Source organism: Streptomyces mashuensis, assembly GCF_014654785.1.
Classification (GTDB): domain Bacteria; phylum Actinomycetota; class Actinomycetes; order Streptomycetales; family Streptomycetaceae; genus Streptomyces; species Streptomyces mashuensis.
Genome location: NZ_BNBD01000006.1, coordinates 256,323 through 280,237, shown reverse-complemented (window position 1 = coordinate 280,237; position 23,915 = coordinate 256,323). Strand labels below are relative to the sequence as shown.

Annotated in this window: 18 protein-coding genes and 1 pseudogene; 8 read left to right on the top strand and 11 right to left on the bottom strand. The window is 74.5% G+C overall.

Features of this window, described 5'->3' with window-relative positions; genetic code table 11:
* Positions 1-83 precede the first annotated feature (83 nt).
* Complete coding sequence (locus tag IE305_RS17680) at positions 84-641, bottom strand: hypothetical protein (RefSeq protein ID WP_190130575.1); 558 nt, start codon at positions 639-641, stop codon at positions 84-86.
* Positions 642-799: 158 nt separating this feature from the next.
* On the opposite strand from IE305_RS17680, the gene IE305_RS17675 reads away from it, so the two are divergent.
* The 3 genes from IE305_RS17675 to IE305_RS17665 all read left to right on the top strand — a co-directional run bounded on the left by IE305_RS17675 (position 800) and on the right by IE305_RS17665 (position 4,804).
* Positions 800-1,999, top strand: coding sequence for a sensor histidine kinase (locus tag IE305_RS17675; protein WP_190130574.1), 1,200 nt, complete (start codon positions 800-802; stop codon positions 1,997-1,999).
* Positions 1,996-2,667, top strand: a complete 672-nt coding sequence (locus tag IE305_RS17670; protein WP_190130573.1) for a response regulator — start codon at positions 1,996-1,998, stop codon at positions 2,665-2,667. Before IE305_RS17675 ends, IE305_RS17670 begins: the two co-directional genes overlap by 4 nt.
* Positions 2,668-2,806: 139 nt before the next feature.
* Positions 2,807-4,804: a glycoside hydrolase family 18 chitinase gene (locus IE305_RS17665; protein WP_229891113.1), complete on the top strand. Its 1,998-nt coding sequence runs from the start codon at positions 2,807-2,809 to the stop codon at positions 4,802-4,804.
* A 41-nt stretch (positions 4,805-4,845) separates the two neighbouring features.
* Here the strand turns inward: IE305_RS17665 and IE305_RS17660 are convergent, their stop codons facing one another.
* Entirely contained in the window at positions 4,846-5,418 is a 573-nt protein-coding gene (locus IE305_RS17660) for a cob(I)yrinic acid a,c-diamide adenosyltransferase (RefSeq protein WP_190130572.1), read from the bottom strand.
* Positions 5,419-5,586: 168 nt separating this feature from the next.
* On the opposite strand from IE305_RS17660, the gene IE305_RS17655 reads away from it, so the two are divergent.
* From IE305_RS17655 to IE305_RS17645, 3 genes are all read left to right on the top strand, one after another.
* Positions 5,587-6,435 carry a 3-hydroxyacyl-CoA dehydrogenase family protein gene (locus IE305_RS17655; protein WP_190130571.1) on the top strand — a complete coding sequence of 283 codons (849 nt, stop codon included), beginning with the start codon at positions 5,587-5,589 and terminating at the stop codon, positions 6,433-6,435.
* Positions 6,436-6,587: 152 nt separating this feature from the next.
* Positions 6,588-7,001 (top strand): STAS domain-containing protein, encoded by a 414-nt coding sequence (locus tag IE305_RS17650; RefSeq protein WP_229891111.1) that lies wholly within the window; start codon positions 6,588-6,590, stop codon positions 6,999-7,001.
* A gap of 172 nt (positions 7,002-7,173) precedes the next feature.
* A complete protein-coding gene (locus IE305_RS17645) occupies positions 7,174-9,666 on the top strand; it encodes an ATP-binding protein (RefSeq protein WP_190130570.1) in 2,493 nt (830 codons plus the stop codon).
* Between the two features lie 65 nt (positions 9,667-9,731).
* Here the strand turns inward: IE305_RS17645 and nucS are convergent, their stop codons facing one another.
* Positions 9,732-10,391 carry an endonuclease NucS gene (gene nucS, locus IE305_RS17640; RefSeq protein WP_190130569.1) on the bottom strand — a complete coding sequence of 220 codons (660 nt, stop codon included), beginning with the start codon at positions 10,389-10,391 and terminating at the stop codon, positions 9,732-9,734.
* A 208-nt stretch (positions 10,392-10,599) separates the two neighbouring features.
* Here nucS and IE305_RS17635 point away from each other — a divergent pair, with 208 nt between their 5' ends.
* Positions 10,600-10,992: an SCO5389 family protein gene (locus IE305_RS17635; RefSeq protein ID WP_190130568.1), complete on the top strand. Its 393-nt coding sequence runs from the start codon at positions 10,600-10,602 to the stop codon at positions 10,990-10,992.
* 71 nt (positions 10,993-11,063) lie between these two features.
* Here the strand turns inward: IE305_RS17635 and IE305_RS17630 are convergent.
* Positions 11,064-12,083 (bottom strand): annotated as a pseudogene (locus tag IE305_RS17630) (LLM class flavin-dependent oxidoreductase); the annotation flags it as partial.
* 194 nt (positions 12,084-12,277) lie between these two features.
* Here IE305_RS17630 and IE305_RS17625 point away from each other — a divergent pair.
* Entirely contained in the window at positions 12,278-12,610 is a 333-nt protein-coding gene (locus IE305_RS17625; RefSeq protein ID WP_190130566.1) for an Rv1322 family protein, read from the top strand.
* 21 nt (positions 12,611-12,631) lie between these two features.
* Here IE305_RS17625 and IE305_RS17620 read toward each other — a convergent pair whose 3' ends face one another.
* From IE305_RS17620 to scy, 7 genes are all read right to left on the bottom strand, one after another.
* The gene (locus IE305_RS17620) at positions 12,632-13,570 is read right to left on the bottom strand and encodes an ABC transporter permease (protein WP_190130565.1); all 939 of its coding nucleotides are present in this window, start codon (positions 13,568-13,570) and stop codon (positions 12,632-12,634) included.
* Positions 13,567-14,721, bottom strand: a complete 1,155-nt coding sequence (locus IE305_RS17615; RefSeq protein WP_190130564.1) for an ATP-binding cassette domain-containing protein — start codon at positions 14,719-14,721, stop codon at positions 13,567-13,569. Before IE305_RS17615 ends, IE305_RS17620 begins: the two co-directional genes overlap by 4 nt.
* Before the next feature lie 95 nt (positions 14,722-14,816).
* A complete protein-coding gene (locus tag IE305_RS17610; RefSeq protein WP_190130563.1) occupies positions 14,817-15,629 on the bottom strand; it encodes a hypothetical protein in 813 nt (270 codons plus the stop codon).
* A gap of 77 nt (positions 15,630-15,706) precedes the next feature.
* Entirely contained in the window at positions 15,707-16,471 is a 765-nt protein-coding gene (locus tag IE305_RS17605) for an ABC-2 transporter permease (protein ID WP_190130562.1), read from the bottom strand.
* 38 nt (positions 16,472-16,509) lie between these two features.
* The gene (locus IE305_RS17600; RefSeq protein ID WP_190130561.1) at positions 16,510-17,514 is read right to left on the bottom strand and encodes an ATP-binding cassette domain-containing protein; all 1,005 of its coding nucleotides are present in this window, start codon (positions 17,512-17,514) and stop codon (positions 16,510-16,512) included.
* Between the two features lie 145 nt (positions 17,515-17,659).
* Entirely contained in the window at positions 17,660-18,598 is a 939-nt protein-coding gene (locus tag IE305_RS17595; RefSeq protein ID WP_190130560.1) for a coiled-coil domain-containing protein, read from the bottom strand.
* 125 nt (positions 18,599-18,723) lie between these two features.
* Complete coding sequence (gene scy / locus IE305_RS17590; protein WP_190130704.1) at positions 18,724-23,763, bottom strand: polarized growth protein Scy; 5,040 nt, start codon at positions 23,761-23,763, stop codon at positions 18,724-18,726.
* Positions 23,764-23,915: the final 152 nt, after the last annotated feature.

The following is a 23,915-nucleotide window of genomic DNA, read 5'->3' as shown; positions in this document are numbered from 1 at the left end:
CCCGGACGGAGTCTGGGGGAGTGGCCTGAACCCCGTGGTGGGGGTGCCCCCGGACGGAGTCTGGGGGAGTGGCCTGAGCGGCTTCAGAGGCTGATCTTTTCCTTTTCCGTCTCCGGCTCCTTCTTCGGCCAGAGCGTGTAGCTCGCCGCGATGACCAGGTTGATCGCGGCCACGATGCCCATCTTGTTCTGCCAGTCGCGCAGCGAGCTGGTGTCGCCCTCGCCCACGTACCAGATCGCGCACTGGAGCAGGCCGGCCGCGATGGCGGAGGCCAGGATCCAGCGGCCGGCGGACTTCCACTCGTGCACCGTGCGTGCCGTGCCGTACTTCGGCGGCTTCACCGGCGGCGGGCCGCCCGCGAAGCGGTGGGCGACGCGCTCGTCCGCCCACTTGATCATGGAGTGGCCGAGCGCCACGGAGAACCCGATGTAGACGGCCGCCAGGCCGTGCTTCCAGTCCGCCCGCGCGCCGTTCTTGAGGTCGATCGCCGTGACGACCAGCAGGACGAGTTCCAGCAGCGGCTCCAGGAGCAGCACGGCGAGGCCGGCCCGCGGCATCTTCGCCCCGTAGCGGAGGGCGAGCCCCACGGCCAGCAGTACCCAGAAGCCGACCTCGCAGGCGACGATCAGCGTGACGATCACGGTGTTCTCCTTCCTTCCCCACCAGCTTGCTGGCCGTCCTCCCCCGGGTCGTCGTCGCCCCCGGTGATCCGGGACTGCATCGTTCGATGTACCGGGGGCCTGGTCGTCCGCCCCGGCGGGGGACGGTCGTACCGCGTGTGACGTGCTGTGATGGAGCCATGCCGTCCGTCCGCCCGCCCCGGCCCCCCGACCGGTTCGACCTGCTGATCGCCGCCACCGGCCTGTCGGGCGGTCTGCTGCTGTACGTACTGGGGCTGGGCAGTACGCCGGCGGCGGACGTGCCGCGGTGGCTGGCGCTGGTGGCGCTGGTGGTGATGTCCGGGGCCGAGCTGCTGCGCCGCAGCGCGCCCCTGACCGGGCTGGCCGTCGGGACGGCCGCGCTGACGCTGGACGTCTGTGCCGGCAACCTCATCGCGAACACCGGCATGTACACCGACCTGATCTACGCGGCCGTGCTGTACGGGCCGCCGGCGGCGTACCGGTTGGTGCCGCGCGCCGCCGAGGTGGTCACGGTGCTGGGCACCCTGGGCGCGCTGGTGCTGTTGCGGGACCCGCAGGCGTTGCTGCTGGGCATTGCGCTCGGCGTCGTCACCATCACACCGGCCTGGACCGGGGTGGGGGTGCGCGTCCACCGCGACGAGGCGCGGGCCGCGCGCCTGGAGGCGGAGCGCATGGCGCTGCTGGCGGAGATGGACCGCCGTCAGGCGGTGGTGGCCGAGCGGGCGCGGATGGCGCGGGAGCTGCACGACATGGTGGCGGGCCACTTGTCGGCGATCGCCATCCACTCGTCGGCGGCGCTGTCGCTGGACGAGCCGGCGGCTTCGCGGGAGGCGCTGGGCGTCATCCGGGAGAACAGCGTGCAGGGCCTGGCGGAGATGCGGCGGCTGATCGGGCTGCTGCGGGAGGCCGCGGGGGCGGACGAGCCGGCGGCGACGCCCACGCTCGAAGGGCTCGACGCGCTGGTGGAGCAGGCCCGCAGGGCCGTGCCCGGCGACCGGTTCGCGTTTGTGCTCCACGACGGGCGGGGGCCGGGTGCGCTGCCGGCGCCGGTGGAGCTCGCGGCGTACCGGATCGTGCAGGAGTCGCTGACGAACGTGGTCAAGCACGCGGCGCCGGGCGAGGTGCGCGTGGAGCTGACGCGCGATGCGGCGGCCGGGCGGCCGCTGACGGTGAGGGTGACGAGCGCGCTGGGGGAGCGGCCGGTGCAGCGTGCGCCGGGCGCCGGGGCCGGTGTGGTGGGGATGCGGGAGCGCGTGGAGTTGCTCGGTGGGCGGCTCGCGGCGGGACCGGTGGACGGGGGCACGGTGTGGGAGGTACGGGCCGAACTGCCCGTGGACGAGGAGGCGAGGGCGTCATGAGCGAGCGGCCGGCGATTCGTGTGGTGGTGGCCGAGGACCAGGCGGCCGTACGGTCCGGGCTGGTGCTGATCCTGCGGTCGGCGCCCGGCGTCGAGGTGGTGGGCGAGGCGGCCGACGGGGAGGAGGCCGTGCGGCTGGCCCGCGAGCTGCGCCCCGACCTGGTGCTGATGGATGTGCAGATGCCGCGGCTGGACGGGGTGTCGGCGACGCGGGTGGTCACGGGGGAGGGGCTGGCCGACGTGCTGGTGCTGACCACCTTCGACCTGGACGAGTACGTCTTCGGTGCGCTGCGCGCGGGGGCGGCGGGGTTCCTGCTGAAGGACAGCGAGGCGGCGGAGCTGGTGGCGGCGGTGCGGACGGTGGCGCGGGGCGAGGGCCTGATCTCCCCGGCCGTCACCCGGCGGCTGATCGCCGAGTTCGCGCGCCCGGCGGCCCGCCCGGAGCCGAGTGCGGACGCGGAGGTGCTCCGGGCGCTGACGCGGCGGGAGCGGGAGGTGCTGGCGTGCCTGGGAGAGGGGCTGTCGAACGCGGAGGTGGCGGAGCGCCTGGGCATGGCGGAGGCCACGGTGAAGACGCACGTCAGCCGGTTGCTGGCGAAGCTGGAGCTGCGCAGCCGGGTGCAGGCGGCGGTCCGGGCCCGGGAATGGGGTCTGGTCCAGACCTCTTGACCATTGGTACGGACCTTCCTACGCTCCCCTCACTCACCTGTGCACCCCCCACCCTGTCAGGCCCTCACCCGAGGAGTACGCCGTGCGTACAGGAAGAACGGGACACGACAGAAACCTCTTACGTCACCTGCGTCTTGCCGTGGCGGCCCTGGCCGCCCTGCTGCTGCCCGCCGGCGCGCTCGCCGGCGCGGCCGCGGTCCCGGCGCACGCCGCCGCAGCACCGTCGGCCACCGCGCAGTTCGTGAAGACCTCCGACTGGGGCACCGGCTTCCAGGGGCAGTGGACCGTCAAGAACACCGGCACCACGGCCCTGGACGGCTGGAGCGTGGAGTGGGACTTCTCGTCCGGCACCACCGTCGCCTCGTACTGGGACGCCCTCGTCAGCTCCTCCGGCGGCCACTACACCGCCAAGAACCGCGAGTACAACGGCAGCATCGCCCCCGGGGCGAGCGTCAGCTTCGGCTTCGTGGCCTCCGGCGACGGCACCCCGCAGGGCTGCAAACTCAACGGCGGCCCGTGCGACGGCTCGTCCGGCGGGGACACGCCACCCGGTGCGCCCGGCGCCCCGCAGGCCACCGCCGTCAAGGACACCTCCGTCTCGCTGAAGTGGACGCCCGCCACCGACGACAAGGGCATCCGGGACTACGACGTCTACCGCGGCACCACCAAGGTGGCCACCGTCGTCAAGCTCGCGTACACCGACACCGGGCTCACCCCCGGCACCGAGTACACCTACACCGTCGTGGCCCGCGACACCGCCGGGCAGACCGGGCCGGCCAGCGCCCCGCTGACCGTACGGACCACCGGCGGCACCGACCCGCAGCCGGGCACGGGCTACGCCCGCGTGGGCTACTTCGTGCAGTGGGGCATCTACGGGCGGGCGTACACCGTGAAGTCCCTCGACGCCACCGGCGCCGCCTCCCGCCTCACCCACCTCAACTACGCCTTCTCCAACATCGACCCCGTCAACCTGACCTGCCTCAACGGCGTCACCAAGGCCACCACGCCGAACCCGCAGGACCCCAGCCAGGGCGACGGCGCCGGGGACTCCTGGGCCGACTACGAGAAGGGCTTCGGCGCCGGCGAGTCCGTCGACGGCGTCGGCGACACCTGGGACCAGCCGCTGGCCGGCAACTTCAACCAGCTGAAGAAGCTCAAGGCCAAGTACCCCAAGCTGAAGATCAACATGTCGATCGGCGGCTGGACGTACAGCAAGTACTTCTCCGACGTGGCGCGGACCGACGCCTCCCGGAAGAAGTTCGTCCAGTCCTGCATCGACCTGTACCTCAAGGGCAACCTGCCGGTGACCAACGGACGTGGCGGCGCCGGCGCCGCCGCCGGCATCTTCGACGGCTTCGACCTCGACTGGGAGTGGCCCGGCTCCGAGGGCCACGCCGGCAACCACGTCTCCAAGGACGACAAGGCCAACAACATCCTGCTGTTCCAGGAGTTCCGCCGGCAGCTCGACGCGCTGTCCGCCACCACCGGCAGGAAGTACCTGCTCACGGCCTTCACCCCGGCCGACCCTGGCAAGATCGACGCGGGCTGGGACATCACCACCAAGGACGGCACGCCCAGCGTCCTGGACTCCATGGACTTCGCCAACGTCCAGGGCTACGACTTCCACGGCTCCGGCAGCGACAACAGCTGGGAGCCCAAGCGCACCGGCCACCAGGGCAACCTCTACACCGACCCCAAGGACCCGTACACCACGAAGTTCAGCGTCGACGGCACCGTGCGCACCTACCTCGACGCCGGCGCCGACCCGCGCAAGCTCGTGCTCGGCCTCGCCTTCTACGGCCGCGGCTGGCAGCGCGTGACCGACGGCGGCGCCCACGGCACCTGGCAGGCGGCCGACGGCGCGGCCCCCGGACAGTTCCCCGAGGAGTCCGGCACCCGCGGCTACGACAACCTGCTCGCCTCGGTACCGGGGCTGACGGTCTACCACGACGAGCAGGCCGTCGCCACGTACGGCTACACCGGCGACGGCGGCCAGTGGTGGACGTTCGACGACGCCTGGTCCATCGGGAAGAAGACCGCCTGGCTGCGCGGCAAGGGCCTCGGCGGGGTGATGATCTGGGAGATGTCGGGCGACAGCGGCACGCTGATGAAGGCCGTGGACGACGGCCTGCGCTGACGGACCCGTAAGGCCCCCGCCACCCGGCGGGGGCCGCACCGCTAGCGGTTCTCGCCGGGCACCCAGAGCACGTCCCCGACCTCCTGATTGGCCGAGCGGGCCAGGATGAACAGCAGGTCGGACAGGCGGTTCAGGTACTTGGCCGTCAGCGGGTTCATGATGTCGCCGTGCAGCTCCAGCGCCGCCCACGTCGACCGCTCGGCGCGGCGCACCACCGTGCACGCCTGGTGCAGCAGCGCCGCGCCGGGCGTCCCGCCCGGCAGGATGAAGCTGCGCAGCTTCTCCAGCGGCTCCAGGAAGCGGTCGCAGTCCGCCTCCAGCTTGTCGATGTACGACTGCTCCACCCGCAACGGCGGGTACTTGGGGTCCTCGACGACCGGCGTGGCCAGGTCCGCGCCCACGTCGAACAGGTCGTTCTGTACCCGTACGAGCACCTTGACGACCTCTTCGGGCAGCTGCCCCAGCGCGATGGCCACCCCGATCGCGGCGTTGGCCTCGTTGGCGTCCGCGTACGCCGCGATGCGCGTGTCGGTCTTGACGGTACGGCTCATGTCGCCGAGGGCGGTCGTGCCGTCGTCCCCGGTCCGGGTGTAGATGCGCGTCAGATTGACCATGCCCCTGAGCCTAGCCACGCACGAGCCCCCCGGAACCTCCCGTGTGACGTGTGTCCAGGGGGACGTGACGCGCATCTCTAACCGCCCAACAGGCCGCCTCCGAACGCTAATGTCCGGGCGGAGAGCCGCGTACGCACAGGTATGGGCACAGGGAGTAAGGGGACAGCAGTGGCCAAGAAGCTCGCCGTCATCGGTGCCGGACTCATGGGTTCCGGGATCGCCCAGGTCTCCGCGCAGGCCGGGTGGGACGTCGTCCTCCGGGACGTCACCGACGAGGCGCTGCGCCGCGGCACGGACGGCATCCGCGCCTCGTACGACAAGTTCGTCGCCAAGGGCAAGCTGGAGGCCGCGGCGGCCGAGCAGGCGCTGGCCCGCATCACCCCCACCACCGACCTGGACGCGGCGGCCGACGCCGACATCGTCGTCGAGGCGGTCTTCGAGGACGTCGACACCAAGCGGGACATCTTCCGCACCCTGGACGGCCTGGTCGGGGACGAGACCGTGCTGGCCTCCAACACCTCCGCCATCCCGATCACCAAGATCGCGGCCGCGACGAAGCGCCCCGAGCGGGTCGTGGGCGCGCACTTCTTCTCGCCCGTGCCGATGATGCAGCTGTGCGAGCTGGTGCGCGGCCACAAGACCAGCGACGAAACGCTCGCCAAGGCCCGCGCGTTCGCCGAGGGCGTCGGCAAGACCTGCATCGTCGTCAACCGCGACGTGGCCGGCTTCGTCACCACCCGCCTGATCTCGGCCCTGGTCGTCGAGGCCACCAAGCTGTACGAGTCCGGCGTGGCCTCCGCCGAGGACATCGACGTCGCCTGCAAGCTGGGCTTCGGCCACGCCATGGGCCCGCTCGCCACGGCCGACCTCACCGGCGTGGACATCCTGCTGCACGCCACCCAGAACATCTACACCGAGTGCCAGGACGAGAAGTTCGCGCCGCCGGAGCTCATGCGCCGCATGGTCGACGCGGGCGACCTGGGCCGCAAGAGCGGCCAGGGCTTCTACCAGTACTGAGGACCGCTGGGCCACCCGCTTCACCCTCCGGGGTGATTTCGGTATCGGTTCGCTTACAAGCGGCAACTTTGTGGTGTGAGAGGCAGTCAGGTCTTTAGAGCCACCCGTCACGTCCAAGCCCGATCAGGCACGCACCACCTCCGGGAGCGCACATGCACATCAGGGGCGACCATGCCGAACTGGTCGTCGGGGGACGCCTCGACGTCCGCAGCGCGGCGGACGCCCGTACGGTCCTGCACTCCGCGCTCGACGCCGGCCGGGGCGACCTCGTGCTCGACCTCACCGAGCTCGACTCCTGGGACGCCACCGGCCTCGGCGTCATCATGAGCGCCCACCGCCGCGCCGGCCGCGCCGGCCGGCGGCTGGTGCTGCGCGGCGTGCCGGACCGGATGCAGCGCGTCCTGGTCGCCACCCGGCTGCACCGCATCCTCGCCATCGAGAACCTCGACAGCATGGAGTCCATCGGGAGCATGGGGGGCCTCGGCGGCGTCGAAACCGTCCCGCACCGGGAGAACGGCGCGGAAGGGACGGGAGCGCCCCCCGTGTCGAGAATGCCCCGATCCTGATACGACTGTGACGTCCCCCGGCACGCGGCACCCCGCGGGTCGGCGATACTGTGCCAAGGTCTGTTCGGTTTCCCGCCACCCACCAAGCCCACGGCGGGCACCGGGCCGGAGGTCGAACGAGTGCGGACAGGCCGGCACGACGGCACGCCACGCATCTTGGGGGCTCTGCAGCATGGACCCGACGAACCGGGGACCCGAGGATTTCCACGACGACGAGCCGCGGTCCGGCACGGCCGGCGGCCACGCCGCCGAGGCCGACGGCGCCGACCGCAGACGGCGCCCCGCCCGGGACGCGGCGCCGGCCCCCGAGGCCGCAGGGCAGCAGCCCGTCCGCGTCGCCCAGCTCGTCAGCGGCGACTACCTCCTCACCGTCAACCCCCTGGACGGCAGCGAGATAGAGCCCTGCCCGCCCGGCGCCCTGCCCGCCCGGCCCGAGCGGCACGGCGCCGAGCGCCGCGCCGAGCTGCGCCGCGCCGCCGCACCCACGCCGCCCGCACGCGAGGACGGCCCGCGGCTGCCGCTGCTCCACCGCGACGAGGAGCGCGAACGCCTCGGCCGGCTCCTCTCCCGGGGCCGCTCCGTACGCCTCACCGGCCCGTCCGGCGCCGGGCGCACCGCCCTGCTGGACGCCGTCGCCGACGACTGCGCGGCCCTTGCTCCCGACGGCGTCGTCCGGCTGACCGGCTGTCACCGCTCCGTCGCCGACCTGCTGCACGACCTCTACGCCGCCGTCCACCACGCGCCCGACTTCCGGCCCGAGCGGGCCGAACTGCTCGCCGCCGTGGCCCGGATCGGCGCCGTCGTCGTCCTCGACGACATGGAGTTCGGCGGCGCCGCCCTGGACGAGCTGCTCGACGCCACGCCCGAGTGCGCCTGGCTGCTGGCCGCCACGCCCGACGTGGCCGCGCCCTCCACCGACTCGCACGTCGAGGAGGTGTTCCTCGGCGGGCTCGACCGCACCGCGTGCCTGGAGCTCCTGGAGCACGCCGTCGACCGGCCGCTCACCGACGAGGAAGCGGACTGGGCCGCCGACCTGTGGTTCGAGTCGGAGGGCCTGCCGCTGCGGTTCGTCCAGGCCGGGGCGCTGCTGCGGCTGACCGGACGGGACGGGGCCGGCTCCGCCGGGGCGGCCCTGCCGTCGCTGGCGCAGGCCGCCGCGCCCGCGGGGCTGCTCGCCGCCCGGCTCGACGAGCCCGCGCGGGACGCCCTGCGGTTCGCCGTCGCCCTGGGCGGGGAACTGCCGCACCAGGCGCACCTGCCGGCGCTCGTCGGTGACACGCACGCCGACGCGGCGGTCGGGGCCCTGCTGGCCTGCGGGCTGATCACCACGGCGGGGCCGCGGTACCGGCTCGCCGCCGGTGTCCGCGAGCAGCTCCTCACCGAGGGCTACGGCGACGACGCGGCGTCCGTCGCGCTCACCGCGGCCCAGCACTACGCGTGGTGGGCGGGGCATCCGTCGGTCGAGCCGGAGCGGATCTGCCGCGAGGCGGAGGCGGTGCTCGCGGTGCTGGGCGCGCTGGCGGGCGGCTCGGGTGCCGGGTCGGGTTCCGGTTCCGGCTCGGGTTCCGCTTCCGCTTCCGGTGACGCCGGGCAGCGGGCCGCCGCCGTGCTGCTGGCCCGTACGGCCGCGCCCGCCTTCGCCGCGGGGCTGCACTGGGGCGCGTGGGAGCGCTGCCTGCGGTACGGGCAGGAGGCCGCCCGGCTGGCTGGGGAAGTCGGCGAAGAAGCGTATTTCCACCACGAGTTGGGTGTGCTGGCGCTGTGCACCGGGCACCTGGACCGGGCGCGCGCCGAGCTGGAGGCGTCCATCGGGCTGCGCGGCGTCCTCGCGGACAAGCGGGGCGCGGTGGCCGGTCGGCGGGCCCTGGCGCTGGTGGCCGACCGGTCCCGGTCCCGTGTGCCGGCGGCCCCGGCGGCGGTGCCGCCGCCGCCCAGGACGCCGCCCGTCCCCGCCTCCGTCGCCGTCCCGGTGTCGCCCCCGGCGGGCGAGGAAGTGCCCGACGCCCGGCGCGAGGAGTCCGCCGCGCCGCCGGCGCGGGTCGCCGCACAGGTGGCGCGCGTGGCGCAGGTGCCCTTCGTGCAGAAGTTGATGTCCGGCGGCAACCGGCGGAACCTGGTCGCGGCCGGCGCGGGCGTGGTGCTCGCGGGCGTGCTCGCCGCCGTGGTGACGCTCGGCGCGGCGTCCGGCGGCAGCGACGGCGGACAGCAGGGGACCGTGCGGCCCGGCCAGTCGGCGTCCCAGCAGGACGGCGACGGCGGCCTGTCGGCCGACGAGCCGGCGCCGGGCGAGACCGGCCGTCCGGCGCTGCCGGGCCAGGCGGGTGCGCCGGGCCGGTCGACGGGCCCGAGCGCGTCCTCGTCGCCGGGTGCGTCGGAGAGCCCCGGCGGGTCGCCGTCGGCCTCGCAGAGCCCGGGCGGGTCGCCGTCGCCGTCCCCGTCGTCGGGGCAGCCGTCGCAGAGCCCGACGCGGACGCCGACCACGCCGCCGCCGACCAAGTCGGCCGAGCCGACCACGCCGCCGCAGCCGACGAAGACGGCGGAGCCGAAGCCGACGCTCCCGCAGCCCACGGGCGGTACGACGTCCAACACCGCCAGCGGGCCGGCCGACCCCACCGGGCCGGGCGGCCAGAGCGGCCAGGGCGGGACGGGAACGCCGGTGGCCTGACGGCACACGAAAGGGGGGCGGGACCCGTAACGGGTTCCGCCCCCCTTTCGTGGAGTCGTGGAGCGTCAGAACAGCCGCAGCTTGTCGTCCTGGATGCCGCGCAGCGCGTCGTAGTCGAGAACGACGCAGTCGATGCCCCGGTCGGTGGCCAGGACCCGCGCCTGCGGCTTGATCTCCTGCGCCGCGAAGATGCCGCGGACCGGCGCCAGGTGCGGATCGCGGTTGAGCAGCTCCAGGTAGCGGGTCAGCTGCTCGACGCCGTCGATCTCGCCGCGCCGCTTGAGCTCGATGGCCACCGTGGCGCCGTCGGCGTCGCGGCAGAGGATGTCCACCGGGCCGATGGCCGTCGGGTACTCGCGGCGGATCAGCGTCCAGCCCTCGCCGAGCGTCTCCAGGCGGTCGGCGAGCAGCTCCTGGAGGTGCGCCTCCACACCGTCCTTGATCAGGCCGGGGTCCACGCCGAGCTCGTGCGAGGAGTCGTGCAGGACCTCCTCCATCGTGATGATGAGTTTCTCGCCCGCCTTGTTGATCACCGTCCAGACGCCGTCCTCCTCCTTGAGGGTGCAGGGCGGCGACATCCAGTTGAGGGGCTTGTAGGCACGGTCGTCCGCGTGGATGGAGACGCTGCCGTCGGCCTTGACCAGAATCAGGCGGGGGGCGGAGGGCAGGTGGGCGGTGAGCCGGCCCGCGTAGTCCACGGAGCAACGGGCGATGACGAGACGCATGGTGTGTCACGCTACTCGACTCACGCCGCTCGGCGCGATTCGCCCTGAGTGGCCCCTGCAGGCTTTGGCCACACTTCCCCATTCTCCTGGTGGGCCCCTCATGGCCGGATTACCGTTGAGGCGGGCGGTCGTCGTACGGGCACGGAGCGTCGTCGTCCGCTCGCCCACCCCCAAGACCCCGCCCGCTGGGGTCGCGAGAGGAGAACCCATGTCGCTCGACGTCTCACCGGCCCTCCTCGAACAGGCCGAGCGAGGCGAGGTCGACGAAGCGGATTTCGTCGACTGCGTCCGGAACTCCCTGCCCTACGCATGGGAGATGATCAGCTCCCTGGTGGACCGGCTGCACGCCGACGGCGGTGAGATCGCCGACAACCGTACGCCGCCGCCGGACGAGCAGGCGCGCGGCCAGCTCCTGCGCGCCCTGGCGAGTGACGCGATCCGGGGGGCGCTCCAGCGGCACTTCGGGGTCCGCCTGGCCTTCCAGAACTGCCACCGGGTGGCGGTCTTCCCGCCCGGCCCGGCAGCCGACGAGCGTCTGGCCCGGTTCACCTCGGTGCGGGGCCAGCTGCTCAACCAGTCGCCGGAGCTGCGCGACTGCTAAAGACAGCCCGTGCTGCCGCTCCGGGGCACCACAGGTGCGACGGAGGAGGGGGCGGCAGCTGCCGGCGGGGCGAGCAGCGGCAGGACGTCGCTCCCCAGCCGGCGCAGGTTCTCCTCCGTGCCGGCCAGGTCGCCCGAGCCCTCCGCGAGCAGGGCGAAGCGGCTGATGCCCGTCCGTTCGGCGGTGGCCGCCAGCCGGTCGGCGCACCGCCGGGGCGTGCCCACCGGGTGCAGGCCGCACAGCAGCTCCGTGTACGCGAGCGGATCGCGCATGCGGCGGGTCCGGCCGTCGACGGTGACGTGGGCCGACAGCCCGTGGTGGAGCCAGCCCGGCATCGCCTTCAGCAACGTCTCGGCCGCGTCGTCGTCGCGGTCCGCGATCTGCACGACGCCCGCGGCGACGTGGCCCGCGGCGGCCACGGACTCCGGCGCGTGGCCCGCCTCCAGCGCGCAGCGCCGCCACAACGCCACCATCTCGGCCTTCTCGTCGTCCGGGCTGTGCATGCCCAGCAGTATCGGCAGGCCCCGCGCCGCCGCCAGGCGCACGCTGGCGGGCGAGGTGCAGGCGACGACCACGGGCGGGCCCGGCACGTCCAGCAGGTCGTCGGGGCGGGGGACGACGGGCACCTCGCGGAAGCGGAACCGTTCGCCCCGGGCGCCCACGCGGGGTTCGCGCAGCCAGCGCATCAGCAGTTCGAGGGATTCGGGGAACCCCTCTTCGTACGCCTCCAGTCCGGGGCCGAACACCTCCAGGTCCACCCACGGACCGCCGCGGCCCACCCCGAGGGTGAACCGGCCCCCGGAGACGAGGTGCAGCAGCGCCGCCTGCTCGCCCAGGGTCACCGGGTGCGTGGTGGGCAGGACGCTGACGGCCGTGCCCACGCCGATCCGGCGGGTCCGGCCGAGCAGCAGCGCCGCCAGCGTCACCGCGGACGGGCACACCCCGTACGGTACGAAGTGGTGTTCCGCCAGCCAGACCGCGTCCAGGCCCGCCTCCTCGGCGACCTCGGCCGACCTGACGGCCCGGTGCAGCGCCTCCGCGTGGCCCTGGCCCGGGAACTGCGCAGCCAGGACGAAAGCTCCTACGCGCATCGTTCCGTGTCCCTCCTGGTGACCGACGCCGCGTCCCCCCGGAGGCAATAACGCCTGACACGTGCCAAAGGTACGGCTGGGCGTGAAGTTTTCATGATGATCGGATCTCAGCCGTCATACGACGCCGGAGGAGCGGTGACGCTGCCGCGTAGGCTGGTCACGATTCGTAGTCCCCGGAACTGTCGAGGTGCCCCGTGTCCCCGCGCCGAAACCGCCCCAAGGGCGGTGCCGAGAGAAGAGACGCCGCCCCGCGCGAGGTGAACCCCGAACGGTACGGGCTGGAGCGCACGGAGAGCTGGCAGGGCGAGGACTGGGCGGTGCGGCTGGTGGGCGGCGGCTCGGCCGGCAAGCACTACCGCTGCCCCGGCTGCGACCAGGAGATCCCGCCGGGCGTGCCGCACGTGGTGGCCTGGCCGCAGTACGGGCAGGGCGTCGAGGACCGGCGGCACTGGCACCGCGCGTGCTGGAACGCACGAGACCGCCGGAGCGCCAGGCTCCAGCGGTCTCGCAACGCGCCCCGGTATTAGGGCCGGTGGGCGCCTGGTGGGTCAGGCGTCCCGGCGGCTGAGCGCCGCGTAGGCGCCGCCCAGGGCGGCGGCGGTGAGGACCCCGATGACCAGCAGGGGCTCCCAGCCGCTCGGCCCGTCCATCATGTGGACCCCGTAGAGGGCGGTCAGCTGGCTGGGCACCGAGTACTCGATCAGTGCCTCGCGCACGTCGCTGAGGCTGTTGCTGTACATGAACATCGACATGACCAGCGGCAGCAGCACCACGCCCAGCATGACCGTGATCGCGGCGGCCGAGTGGCGCAGCAGCGCGCCCACGGCCAGTGCCAGCACGCCCAGCAGCGAGACGTAGACGCTCACGCCGAGCGTCGTGCGCAGCCACTCCTCCGCGGTCGGTGCCCGCTCGGCGAGGGGCCCGACGAGGGCCTGGTCGACGAGGCCCACCAGCGTCGTGGAGACGAGCATGAGGACGAAGGACAGCAGGAAGAAGACGATCGCCTTGGCCGCCAGCAGCCGGCCGCGGTCGGGGCAGGCGGCGAGCGTGGTGCGGATCAGGCCGGTGCCGTACTCGGAGCTCGTCGTCAGCGCGCCCAGCGTGATCACGCAGATGCTGCCCAGCAGCACCCCGTAGAGGCCGAGGATCAGGACGGAGCCGGTGCCCTCCGCGTGCGCGCCCGTCGACACGGCGTTGATGACCACGGCGATGAGCACGCCGAGCCCCACGACGCACAGGAGCAGCGCGGCCAGCGTCCACATCGTCGACCGCAGCGAGCGGATCTTCGTCCACTCCGCCACGATCGCGTCGGCGAGGGTGGGCTTGCGGACGGGGATCGGCGAGACGTAGCCGGACGGCGCCTCCTGGCCGGGCCACAGCGGCCGAGGGGCCGCGGCGGGCTGCTGGGGCACGGACGGCAGCGGGGCGGCCTGGGGGGCGTTCTGGGGGGCGTTCTGCGGGGGCGCGGGGTGCTGCGGAGTGGTCATCGGGCGTCCTCGCTGTCGCGCTTCGTGAGGTCGGCGGGGGCGGTCGTGGGGGCGGCCTGCGGTGCAGGGGGTGCAGGGGGCGCCTGGGGCGGGGCCGCGGGCGGCTGCGCGTACGGGTTCGGGCGCTCGCCCGGCAGCACCGGGTACGACGACTCGGGCCAGTCCGGCGGCGCCGCCGCCAGGGGCTGCTGCCACGGCGCGGGGGCGGGCGGCTGGAGCGCGGCCCGCGGGTCCGCCGTGGAGCGGTAGTCGACGGCGCCCTGCGTCATCCGCATGTACGCCTCCTCCAGCGACGCCTGGTGCGGGGAGAGCTCCCACAGCCGGACGTCCGCGGCGTGCGCCACGTCGCTGATGCGCGGCAGCGGCAGGCCCGTGACCCGCAGCGCGCCGTCCTGCTCCGGCAGCACCTGGCCGCCGGCCTCGACCAGCGCGGCGGTCAGCTTCTCGCGCCCCTCCGCCTCGCCGTCGGGCGTGCGGACGCGGGCGAAGCCGGCCGAGTTGGCGGCTATGAAGTCCTTGACGCTCATGTCGGCCATCAGCTGCCCGCGCCCGATCACGATGAGGTGCTCGGCGGTCAGCGCCATCTCGCTCATGAGGTGCGAGGAGACGAAGACGGTGCGGCCCTCGGCGGCGAGGGACTTCATCAGGTTCCGCACCCAGAGGATGCCCTCGGGGTCCAGGCCGTTGACCGGCTCGTCGAACAGCAGCACCTCGGGGTCGCCGAGCAGCGCCGCGGCGATGCCGAGCCGCTGTCCCATGCCGAGCGAGAAGCCCTTGGCGCGCTTGTTCGCCACCTCCTGGAGGCCCACGACGCCCAGCACCTCGTCCACGCGGCGCGCGGGGATGCCGGCGTGCTGGGCGAGGGCCAGCAGGTGCTTGCGCGCGGTGCGCCCGCCGTGCACGGCCTTGGCGTCCAGCAGCGCACCGACCTTGCGCGGGGCGTTCGGCAGCCGGCGGTACGGGAGCCCGCCGATCGTGACGTGCCCCGCGGAGGGCACGTCCAGCCCGAGGATCATGCGCATGGTCGTGGACTTCCCGGAGCCGTTGGGCCCCAGGAACCCCGTCACGGTCCCCGGACGTACCTGGAACGACAGGTTGTGCACGGCTGTCTTGGCGCCGTAGCGCTTCGTCAGGCCGACGGCCTCGATCATTCTCTCCGCCCCTTGCGATGTCACAGCCTGGGGCACATGCCCCGTAAAGGTTAGGAGGATAGACGAGGGGTTGACGGTTCCCCGGGGGCCGAAGGTCACGACTCCGGGGGCCGGGGGTCGTACACCGGGAGCACCCAGCCCTCGGCGGCCAGCAGCCGCGTGCCCTCGGCGCGGACGGCTTCGTCCGCGGCGGCCCGCCGCACCCAGTCGTCCGGTCCGGGCCCCAGCAGCGCGCGCAGCCGCGCGGAGCCGCGCAGGAGCGCCGTCAGCAGCGCGGCCTGGTCGCCGCCGCCGGGGCGGGGCAGCCCGTCGGCGGGGTCGAGGAGCACGCCCCAGCGGCTGACGTAGACGTCGGCCCCGCCGGGGAGCGGTTCGCCGGAGGGGAGGGTGACGGGGCCGCCGTCCGGCAGCCCGACCCGCCGGTAGTTGAATTCGGTGGCATCGACGGCCGCCAGCTGGTCCGGGTCGAACCAGCCGGCGACGAGCGACAGCGAGGCGCCCGGGTCGGGGTAGGGGGCCGTCGCCACGTACCCGTGCCGCCCGATGTGCGCGGAACACCCGACGGCCAGCCCCCGGACGCGTACGGGCACCATCGGCACGAGGGCCGGCAGCCCGGCGCGCGTGAGCTTGTGGGCGAGCTGGGCGGGCGAGGCGTTGGACCCGGTGGCGAGCACGGCCCGCCGCCCCGCGACGGGCGCCCCGCCGAGCGCGGCCAGCACGGCGTCCAGGCCGCCGCCGTCCGTCGCCCACTGCCCGGGCCCGCCGGGACCCGGTCTGAGGGGCAGCAGCTCCGCGCCGGCGAGGAGGGCGGGCGCGGTGACGGGCCGGCCGGGATAACTGAGCGGCCGCACCGCGGGCGCGACGTCCAGCCCGAGGGCACGAAGGGAACGCGCGACGTCCGGGCTCATGACGGCATGCCTGCCCGGCGGGGGAGGAGGGGGAAACACGGCGCCGCGGGGCGCCGCGGGCGCCGTGGGCCGCTGCGCTACGCGTCGCGGCGCAGCAGGACCGCGTACGCGCCCGCCAGGGCCGCCAGGACCCAGAGGACCATGATCCCGAGGCCGGCCCACGGGCCGTACGGGGCGTCGTTGCCCGCCGTGACCACCTGCATGACCTTCTGGCCCGCCTGGTCCGGCAGGTACTGGCCCACCTTCTTCGTCGCCGGGACGTTGCCGAGGATCGCCGAGACGAGGAAGAAGAACGGCATGAGGATGCCGAGCGCGAGCAGGGGGCTGCGGAGCATCGTCGCGACGCCCATCGAGAAGACCGTGATCAGCGTCATGTAGAGGCCGCCGCCCACGACGGCCCGCGGTACGCCGGGGTCGCCCAGCGCCACGCTGTGCTCGCCGAGCATCGCCTGGCCGGTGAAGAACGCCGCGAAACTCGTGGCCATGCCGACGGCGAAGGCCAGCGCCGTCGCCACCGTGATCTTGCTGAACAGGAAAAGGCCGCGCTGCGGCACCGCGGCGAGCGACGTCCTGATCATTCCGGTGCTGTATTCATTCGAGACCACCAGCACCCCGAAAACGATCAGTGCGAGCTGACCGAGCCCCATTCCGGCGAAACTCGTGAACGTCGGATCGAATTTGATCTTGCTTTCGACCGACAGATTCTTGTATTCGCGCGCCGACAATCCGCTGATCAGCGCCCCGACCCCGACCGTGACGACGACCGCGACGCCCAGCGTCCACACCGTGGAACGCACCGATTTGATCTTCGTCCATTCCGAGCGCAGCACCTGGGCCGTCATCCCCGTCATCCCCGGCACCGCCGTCGTCCCCGGCGTCGTCATCGCCGCGGCTCCTTCCGCTCCTGCGAGCCTCGCGAGCCCCGCGCGTCCCACCCCGCGCCCCAGCCCCCACCGGCGCTCGCGTCCGCCGCAGGCCGGTCCTGGTGCGCGTGGTACTCCACCGCCGTCGCCGTCAGCCGCATGAACGCCTCCTCCAGCGACGCCTGCCGCGGGCTCAGCTCGTGCAGCGTGAGGCGGTGCCGCGCCGCCAGTTCGCCCAGGTGCGCGGCGTCCTCGCCCGTCACCTCCAGGCCGCCCCGCCCGTCGGGCGCGGCGTCGATGCCGGCGCCGTGCAGCACCTCGCGCAGCCGCTCGTACTCGGGCGAGACCATGCGCACCGTGGAGCGGGAGTTCTCCCGGATGAAGTCGGCCATGCCCGTGTCGGCGAGCAGCCGGCCCTGGCCGATGACCACCAGGTGGTCCGCGGTCAGCGCCATCTCGCTCATCAGGTGCGAGGAGACGAAGACCGTACGGCCCTGGCCCGCCAGGTTCTTCATCAGCGTGCGGATCCAGTGGATGCCCTCCGGGTCGAGCCCGTTGACCGGCTCGTCGAACATCACGATCCGCGGCTCGCCGAGCAGCGCCGCGGCGATGCCCAGCCGCTGGCCCATGCCCATGGAGAAGCCCTTGGTGCGCTTGCGCGCCACCGGCGCCAGGCCCACCAGGTCCAGCACCTCGCCCACCCGGGAGCGCGGGATGCCGTTGCTCTGCGCCAGGCAGAGGAGGTGGTGGTAGGCGCTGCGACCGCCGTGCACGGCCTTGGCGTCCAGCAGGGCGCCCACCGTCCGCAAGGGGTCGCGCAGCTGCCGGTAGTGCCGGCCGTCGATACGGACCGAGCCGCTCGTGGGGTGGTCCAGGCCCAGCATCATCCGCATGGTCGTGGACTTGCCCGCCCCGTTGGGGCCCAGGAAGCCCGTCACCACGCCGGGCCGTACGGTGAACGTCAGCTGATCGACGGCGAGGACGTCGCCGTAGCGCTTGGTCAGACCCTCAAGCTCGATCATTCCGCCACGATAAGGGCGACGGCGGCCGCCCGCCACCGGGCACGGCCTCCGCGCGCCGCGCCGCCGTCCGGCGCGCCGCACACCGCCCGGAGGGCGGCGGGCGCGCCGGCACAGGATCCCCCGGTCACACAGGAAAGGACAGCGCTCAGCGGCTCTGCTGGGCCGGCACGCCGCGCGAGATGGGCTCGTCGTCGCCCGGCACCCCGGCCGCGGCCACGGCCGCGCCGGTCAGCGTGGCCAGCATCTCGCGGACGTTGGTCAGCTGGGCGTTGATGCTGTCGCGGCGGTTGGTGAGCGCCGCCAGCTCCCGCTCGGACTCGCTGCGGATGCGGTCCGCCTTGGCATTGGCGTCGGCCACGATGTCCTCGGCCTGGCGCTGCGCGGTCTCCACCGTCTGGCGGGCGCGCCGCTCGGCGTCCGTGCGCAGCTTCTCGGCCTCCAGGCGCAGCTGCTCGGCCCGGTGCTCGATCTCCGCCAGCCGCTTCTCGGCCTTGGCCTGACGGGACGCCAGGTCGCGCTCGGACTGCTCGCGCCGCTTGGCCAGGTTGGTCTCGAAGTCCGCGGCGGCCTGGGCGGCCTTGGCGCGGGTCTCCTCGAAGAGGGCGTCGGCCTCCTCGCGCTTGGACTGGGCGTCCTTCTGCGCCTCGGCCCGCAGCGCGGCCGCCTCGCCCTTGGCCTTCTCGACGATCCGGGCGCCCTCGTCCTCCGCCTTCGCCTTCCGGTCGGCGGCGAACGCCTCGGCGTCGTTGCGCACCTGCTGGGCTGCCGACTCGGCCAGCTCACGGTGCTGCTCGGCGGCGCGCCGGGCCTCCTCACGCAGGTCCTTGGCCTCCTCCTCGGCCAGCCGGAGGATCTTCTCGACCCGCGCGCCCAGCCCCGCGTACGACGGCTCCGCGTCGTTGATCTGCGCCTGGGCGTTCTGTGTTTCGAGGTGCAGTTCCTCGATGCGCTTTTCCAGAGACGTGATCCGGGCCAGGGCGCTGTCCCGGTCCGCTACGAGCTTGGCGATGCGGTCGTCCACCTGGCCGCGGTCGTATCCACGCCGCACCAACTCGAAGCCGAAGGGAGAGGAAGTGTCGCTCATGGGGTTCCTGTCATTGGAGACCGGTGAGGTGATAGAGCGAATCCTAGGGGCGCGGGCGGCGTGTCATCCGGCAGATGATGGCGAAAGAGGAGGGGAATCCGGAAAATGACCCCTCGAATGAGTGGCTACTTCCTATCCTGCTTGCCACCCGATCGAGTTGCGCCGACCCCCGCCGCGGCCTTCACCCCGCCGTCCTTCGAGCCGCCCGCCCCGGGGGACTCAAATGATTCCAACGCTTCGAGCACGTCCTGGACACGGGAAATCTCGGCCTGGATGTCCTTGCGACGCAGCTCAAGCGCCGCGAGCTCCTGCCGCGCCTCGGCCAGCAGCTCGTCGGCCTCCGCCCGAGCCTCGGTGCGCAGGCGCTCGGCCTCCCGTACGGCGGTGGCCCGCTTCTGCTCCGCCTCCTTGATGAGTCCCTCGGCCTTCTTCACCGCGGCGATGCGCACCTTGTTCGCCTCGCCCTTGGCGTCCGACACCAGGGCCGCCGCCTTCTCCTCGGCCTCCGCGAGCTGCTCGGTGGCCGCCGCCACGAGCTTGTCGCAGCGCTCGCCCGCCGACGCCATCGCCTCGGCGGCCTCCCGCCGCGCCCGCTCGTGCAGCTCCTCCACCTCGGACTCGATGCGCGACCGCAGTTCCTCGGCGCGCTCCCTTATGGCCGTGGCGTCGCCGCGGGCCTCGGCCAGCAGCGTGTCCGCGTCCGACCGCGCCCGCTCCACCAGCGCGTTGCCCTCGCCGGTGGCCTCCTGGACGATCCGCTCGGCCTCCTTGCGCGCGGCGCCCACCATGGCGTCGGCCTGCTCCTCGGCCGCGGTGGCGGCCCGTACGGCCTCCTCCTGCGCCCGCTCCACCAGCGCGTCCGCCTGCTCGGCGGCCTCCTGCCGGCGCTCGGCCGCGTCCCGGCGGGCCTCGTCGACGATGTGCTCGCCCTCGGCCCGCGCCTCGGCGCGCAGCCGCTCCGCCTCCAGCACCGCATCGGCCTTGATCTTGGCCGAGGCGGCGCGCGTGCTGTTGGCGTTCTCCTGCGCGGCCGCCAGCGCCTCGGCGGCCTCCGTCGCCATCCGCTCGGCCTCGGCCGCCGCCTCGGCGATCAGCTGGTCGGCCTGCTCGGCCGCCTCCGCACGGCGGGAGTTGGCCGCCTCGCGCGCCTCGTCCGTGGTCCGTGCCGCCTCCCGGCGGGCACTGTCCAGCACCGCCTCGGCGTCCGCGCGCAGCCGCTCCGCGGCGTCGTTCGCCTCGGCCAGCGTGCGCTCGGCCTGCTCGTCGGCCTCCCTGCGGCGCGCCTCGGCCGCCTGCCGGGCCTCCTCCAGGGCGCGGGCGGCCTCCGCCGCCATCTTCTCCGCCTCGGCCGTGGCCCCGGCGATCAGCTCGTCGGCCTGCGCCGCGGCCTCCGCCCGGCGGGCGTTGGCGGCCTCGCGGGCCTTGTCCACGATCCGGTCGGCGTCGTCCTGCGCCGAAGAGGTCAGCTCCTCGGCCTCGTTGACGATCCGTTCGGCCTCCGCACGGCCCTCGTTACGGATCTTGTTGGCGTCCTCGCGGGCCTCCGCGCGGGTGCGCGCCGCGTCCTGCTCCGCCGACGCCAGCGCGTCGGAGGCGTCGGTCCGCATCTGCTGCGCCCGGGCGGACGCGTCCGCCACCATCCGCTCGGCCTCGGCCGTCGCCTTGGCCAGCACGGCCTCGGCCTGCTCGTCCGCCCTCGCCTTCTTCTCCGCCGCCGCGGCCCGCAGCCGCTCGGCCTCCTTCGCCGCCTCGGCCAGCGTCCGTTCCGCCTGCTCGTCGGCCTCCGCACGGCGCGCCTCGGCCGCCTGCCTGGCCTCCTCCAGGGCGCGGGCGGCCTCCGCCGCCATCCGCTCCGCCTCGGCCGTCGCCTCGGCGATCAGCTCGTCGGCCTGCGCCGCGGCCTCGGTGCGCTGCGCACCGGCCGCCTCCCGCGCCTCGTCCAGGACCCGGGCCGCCTCCGTACGCAGCCGCTCCGCGTCCGCGTCGGCCTCCGCACGGTGCGCCTCCGCGGCCTGCCGCGCCTGCTCCTCGAACCGCGCGGCCTCCGCCTTCGCGACGTCGATCATCTCCGACGCCTCGGCGACGATGCGCTCGCCCTCGGCCGTGGCCTCCGCGATCAGCTGGTCGGCCTGCTCGGCCGCCTCGCTGCGCCGGGAGTTGGCCGCCTCCCGCGCCTCGTCCAGCACCCGCTGCGCCTCGGCGCGCAGCCGCTCGGCCTCCTCCTCGGCCCCGGCGCGGTGCGCCTCGGCGGCCTTGAGGGCCTCCTCCTCGAAACGCGCCGCCTCCGCCTTCGCGGTCTCCACCGCGCCCGCGGCCTCGGTCCGCAGCTTCTCCGCCTCGGCCGCCGCCTCCGCGATCAGCTCGTCCGCCTGCGCCGCGGCCTCGGTGCGCCGGGCACCGGCCGCCTCCCGCGCCTCGTCGACCAGCCGCTCCGCCTCGGCCCGCAGCCGCTCGGCCTCCGCGGTCGCCGCCGCCGTCGTCCGCTCCGCCTCGGCCAGGGCCTCGGTGAGCAGCTCGTCGGCCTGCTCGGCCGCCTCGCTGCGCCGGACACCGGCCTCCTCGCGCGCCTCGTCCAGCACCCGCGCCGCCTCGGCCCGCAGCTGCTCGGCGCGCTCCCGCGCGGCTTCCTCCAGCGCCTTGGCGTCGGCCCGGGTGCGGGCCGCCTCCTCGTCGGCGCGCTCGCGCTCCGCGTACGCGTCGGCGCGCACCCGGTCCGCCTCGATCTGCGCGTCGGTGACCGTGCGCTCGGCGTTGTGCTCGGCCGCCGAGCGCAGCCCGGCGATCTCCTCCTCGGCCTGCTCGTGCAGCCCCGCCACCGCGTCCCGCACCTGCTGCGCGGTCTGCTCGGCGGCCGTCACCAGCTCGGTGGCCCGCTGCTCCGCCTCCTCGACGAGGCGCCGGCCCTCCTCCTGCGCCTGCTCGACCCGCGTACGCGCCGAAGCCAGCAGCTCCTCGCTCTGCTCGCGCGCCGCCTCACGCTCGGCCTGCGCCTCGCTCCGGGCGTCGCCGAGCAGCTCCTCGGCCTCCCGGCGGCGGCGGGCCGCCTCCTCCTGCGCGGCAGCGAGCGCCTCGGCGGCCTCCGCCTCCGTACGCTCGGCCGCCGCGGCCGCCTCCGCCCGCAGCCGGTCCGCGCTCTCCTGCGCCTCCGACCGCAGCCGCTCGGCCTCCTCCTCGGCCTCCGCGCGCAGCCGCGCCGCGGCCGCCTCGGCCTCCGCGCGCGCCGTCGACGCCTCGGCCGCCGCCTCCTCGCGCAGCCGCTCGGCCTCGGCCTCCGCCTGGTCCTGGAGCGCACGCACCCGCTCGGCGGTCTCGCCGCGCAGCCGCTCGGTCTCCTCGCCCGCCTCCCGGCGCAGCTTCTCCGCCTCGGCCCGCGCCTCCTTCAGCGCCGTCTCGGCGGCCTCCAGCCGGGACTCGGCCTCCTCCTGCAGACGCGTCAGCTCCGCCGACGCCTCCTCGGTGCGCGCCCGCGCGGCCTTCTCGGCCTCCTCGCGCAGCCGCGCGGCCTCCTCCTCGGCCTCCGCACGCGTCCGCGCCGCGTGGTCCTCGGCCTCCTCGGCCATCTCCTCGGCCTCGGCGCGGGCCCGCTCCAGCGCCTCCTCGGCCTGCTTGCGCAGCGCCGCCGCGCGCTCGGCCGCCTCGGCCCGTACCCGCTCGCTCTCCGCGGCCGCGCCCGACCGCGTCTCCTCCGCGTCCGCCTTGGCCTTGAGCAGCAGCTCCTCGGCGGTGCTGGCCGCCTCCTCGATCTGCTGGACGGCCTCCCGGCGCGCCTCGCCGCGGATCCGCTCGCCCTCGGCGACCGCCTCCGCGCGCAGCTGCTCGGCCTCCGCCCGCAGCCGCCCGGCCTCCTCCTGGAGCTTCGCCGTCCGGGCCCGGTACTCCTCGGTGTCGTCCTCGGCCTCGCCCTTGAGCTGCTCGGCCGTGTCCGCGGCCTGCTTGCGCAGCCGCTCGGCCTCCGCCTCGGCCTCCGCGCGGATCCGCTCCGCCTCCGCCTGCGCGGCCTTCGTCGTCGCCTTCGCGTCCTCCGACGCCTTGGCCAGCACCTCCTCGGCGGTGCGCGCGGCCTTCGCCAGCGCCGCCGCCGAGTCCTCGGCCACGGCACTGCGCGCCTTCTCCGCCGCCTCGGCCAGCATCCGCTCGGCCTCCGCCGCCGCGTCCGCACGCAGCTGCTCGGCCTCCGCGCGCAGCGCCTCGGTCTCCTTGGTGGCCTCGCTGACCATGCGGGCGATCTCGGCCTTGGCCGTACGGGCCCGCTGCTCGTTGTCCGTCTCGGCGGCCGACAGCCGCCGCGCCGCGGCCTCCTTGGCCTCGGCCACCAGCTTCTCGGCCTCGGCCCGTGCCTCGCGCAGCGCCGCCTCGGCCTCCTGCATCCGCGCCTCGGCGGCCCGCGTCAGCTCCGCCGCCGTACTGCGCGCCTGCTCGGCCTCCGTGCTGGTCGACGTGCGCAGCCGCTCGGCGTGGTCGGTGGCCTCCTGGGCCTGCGCCGACGCCGCACCCAGCAGCCGCTCCGCGTCCGTACGGGCCCGCCGCAGGATCGCCTCCGCCTCGGCACGGGCCTCCTCGGCCGCCGTGCCCAGCCGGGCGCTCGCCTGCTCCGTGAGCCGCTGCGCCTCCGCGCGCGCGGCGGCGAGCGCCGCCTCCGCCTCGGCCCGCGACTCCTCCAGCAGCCGGCGCGCCTGCGCCTCCGTACGGGCACGCAGCTGCTCGGCCCACGCCACGTTCTCGTTGACGTGCGACTCGACGGTGCGGCGGCGCTCGTTCAGCTCCTCGTCCAGGCGCTGCCGGCGCGCCACCGCCTCGGCGTGCAGCTCGGCCTCGACGCGCGCCTGCCGCTCGGCCTGCTCCTGGAGCAGCCGCTGCGTCTGGGCGCGCGCCTCGCGCAGCTCGCGCTCGGCGTCGCTGCGCAGCTGCTCGGCCTGGATCTGGGCGTTGCGCAGCAGCTGTTCGGCCTGGTAGCCGATGTCCGCCGCGTCGTACGCGGGACGGTGGGCGAGCGTGCGACGCGCCTCGTGGAGCTTGGCGCGCAGCACCTCGACCTGATAGCCGAGGTCGTCGGCGTGCTGGACCGCCTTCTCCCGCTCGGTCCGCAGCCGCTCCATCTCGGCCTCGAACTTCGAGAGGTGGTCGTCAGCCTCGTAGCGGTCCTCGTAGCGGTCGTAGCCCCGCACAGCGCGGTCCATCCGTCCCCTGGTCGCGTCGGCGGCCGGCCCCGTACTGCGTCGGTGTGAAACCCGGAGCCCGCCCTTCCGAAGAAATGGTGTCAGATCATCGGTCCGGCCCGGTCCGGGGCCCTGCCCGTACCCGGCCGAACCCGCACTCT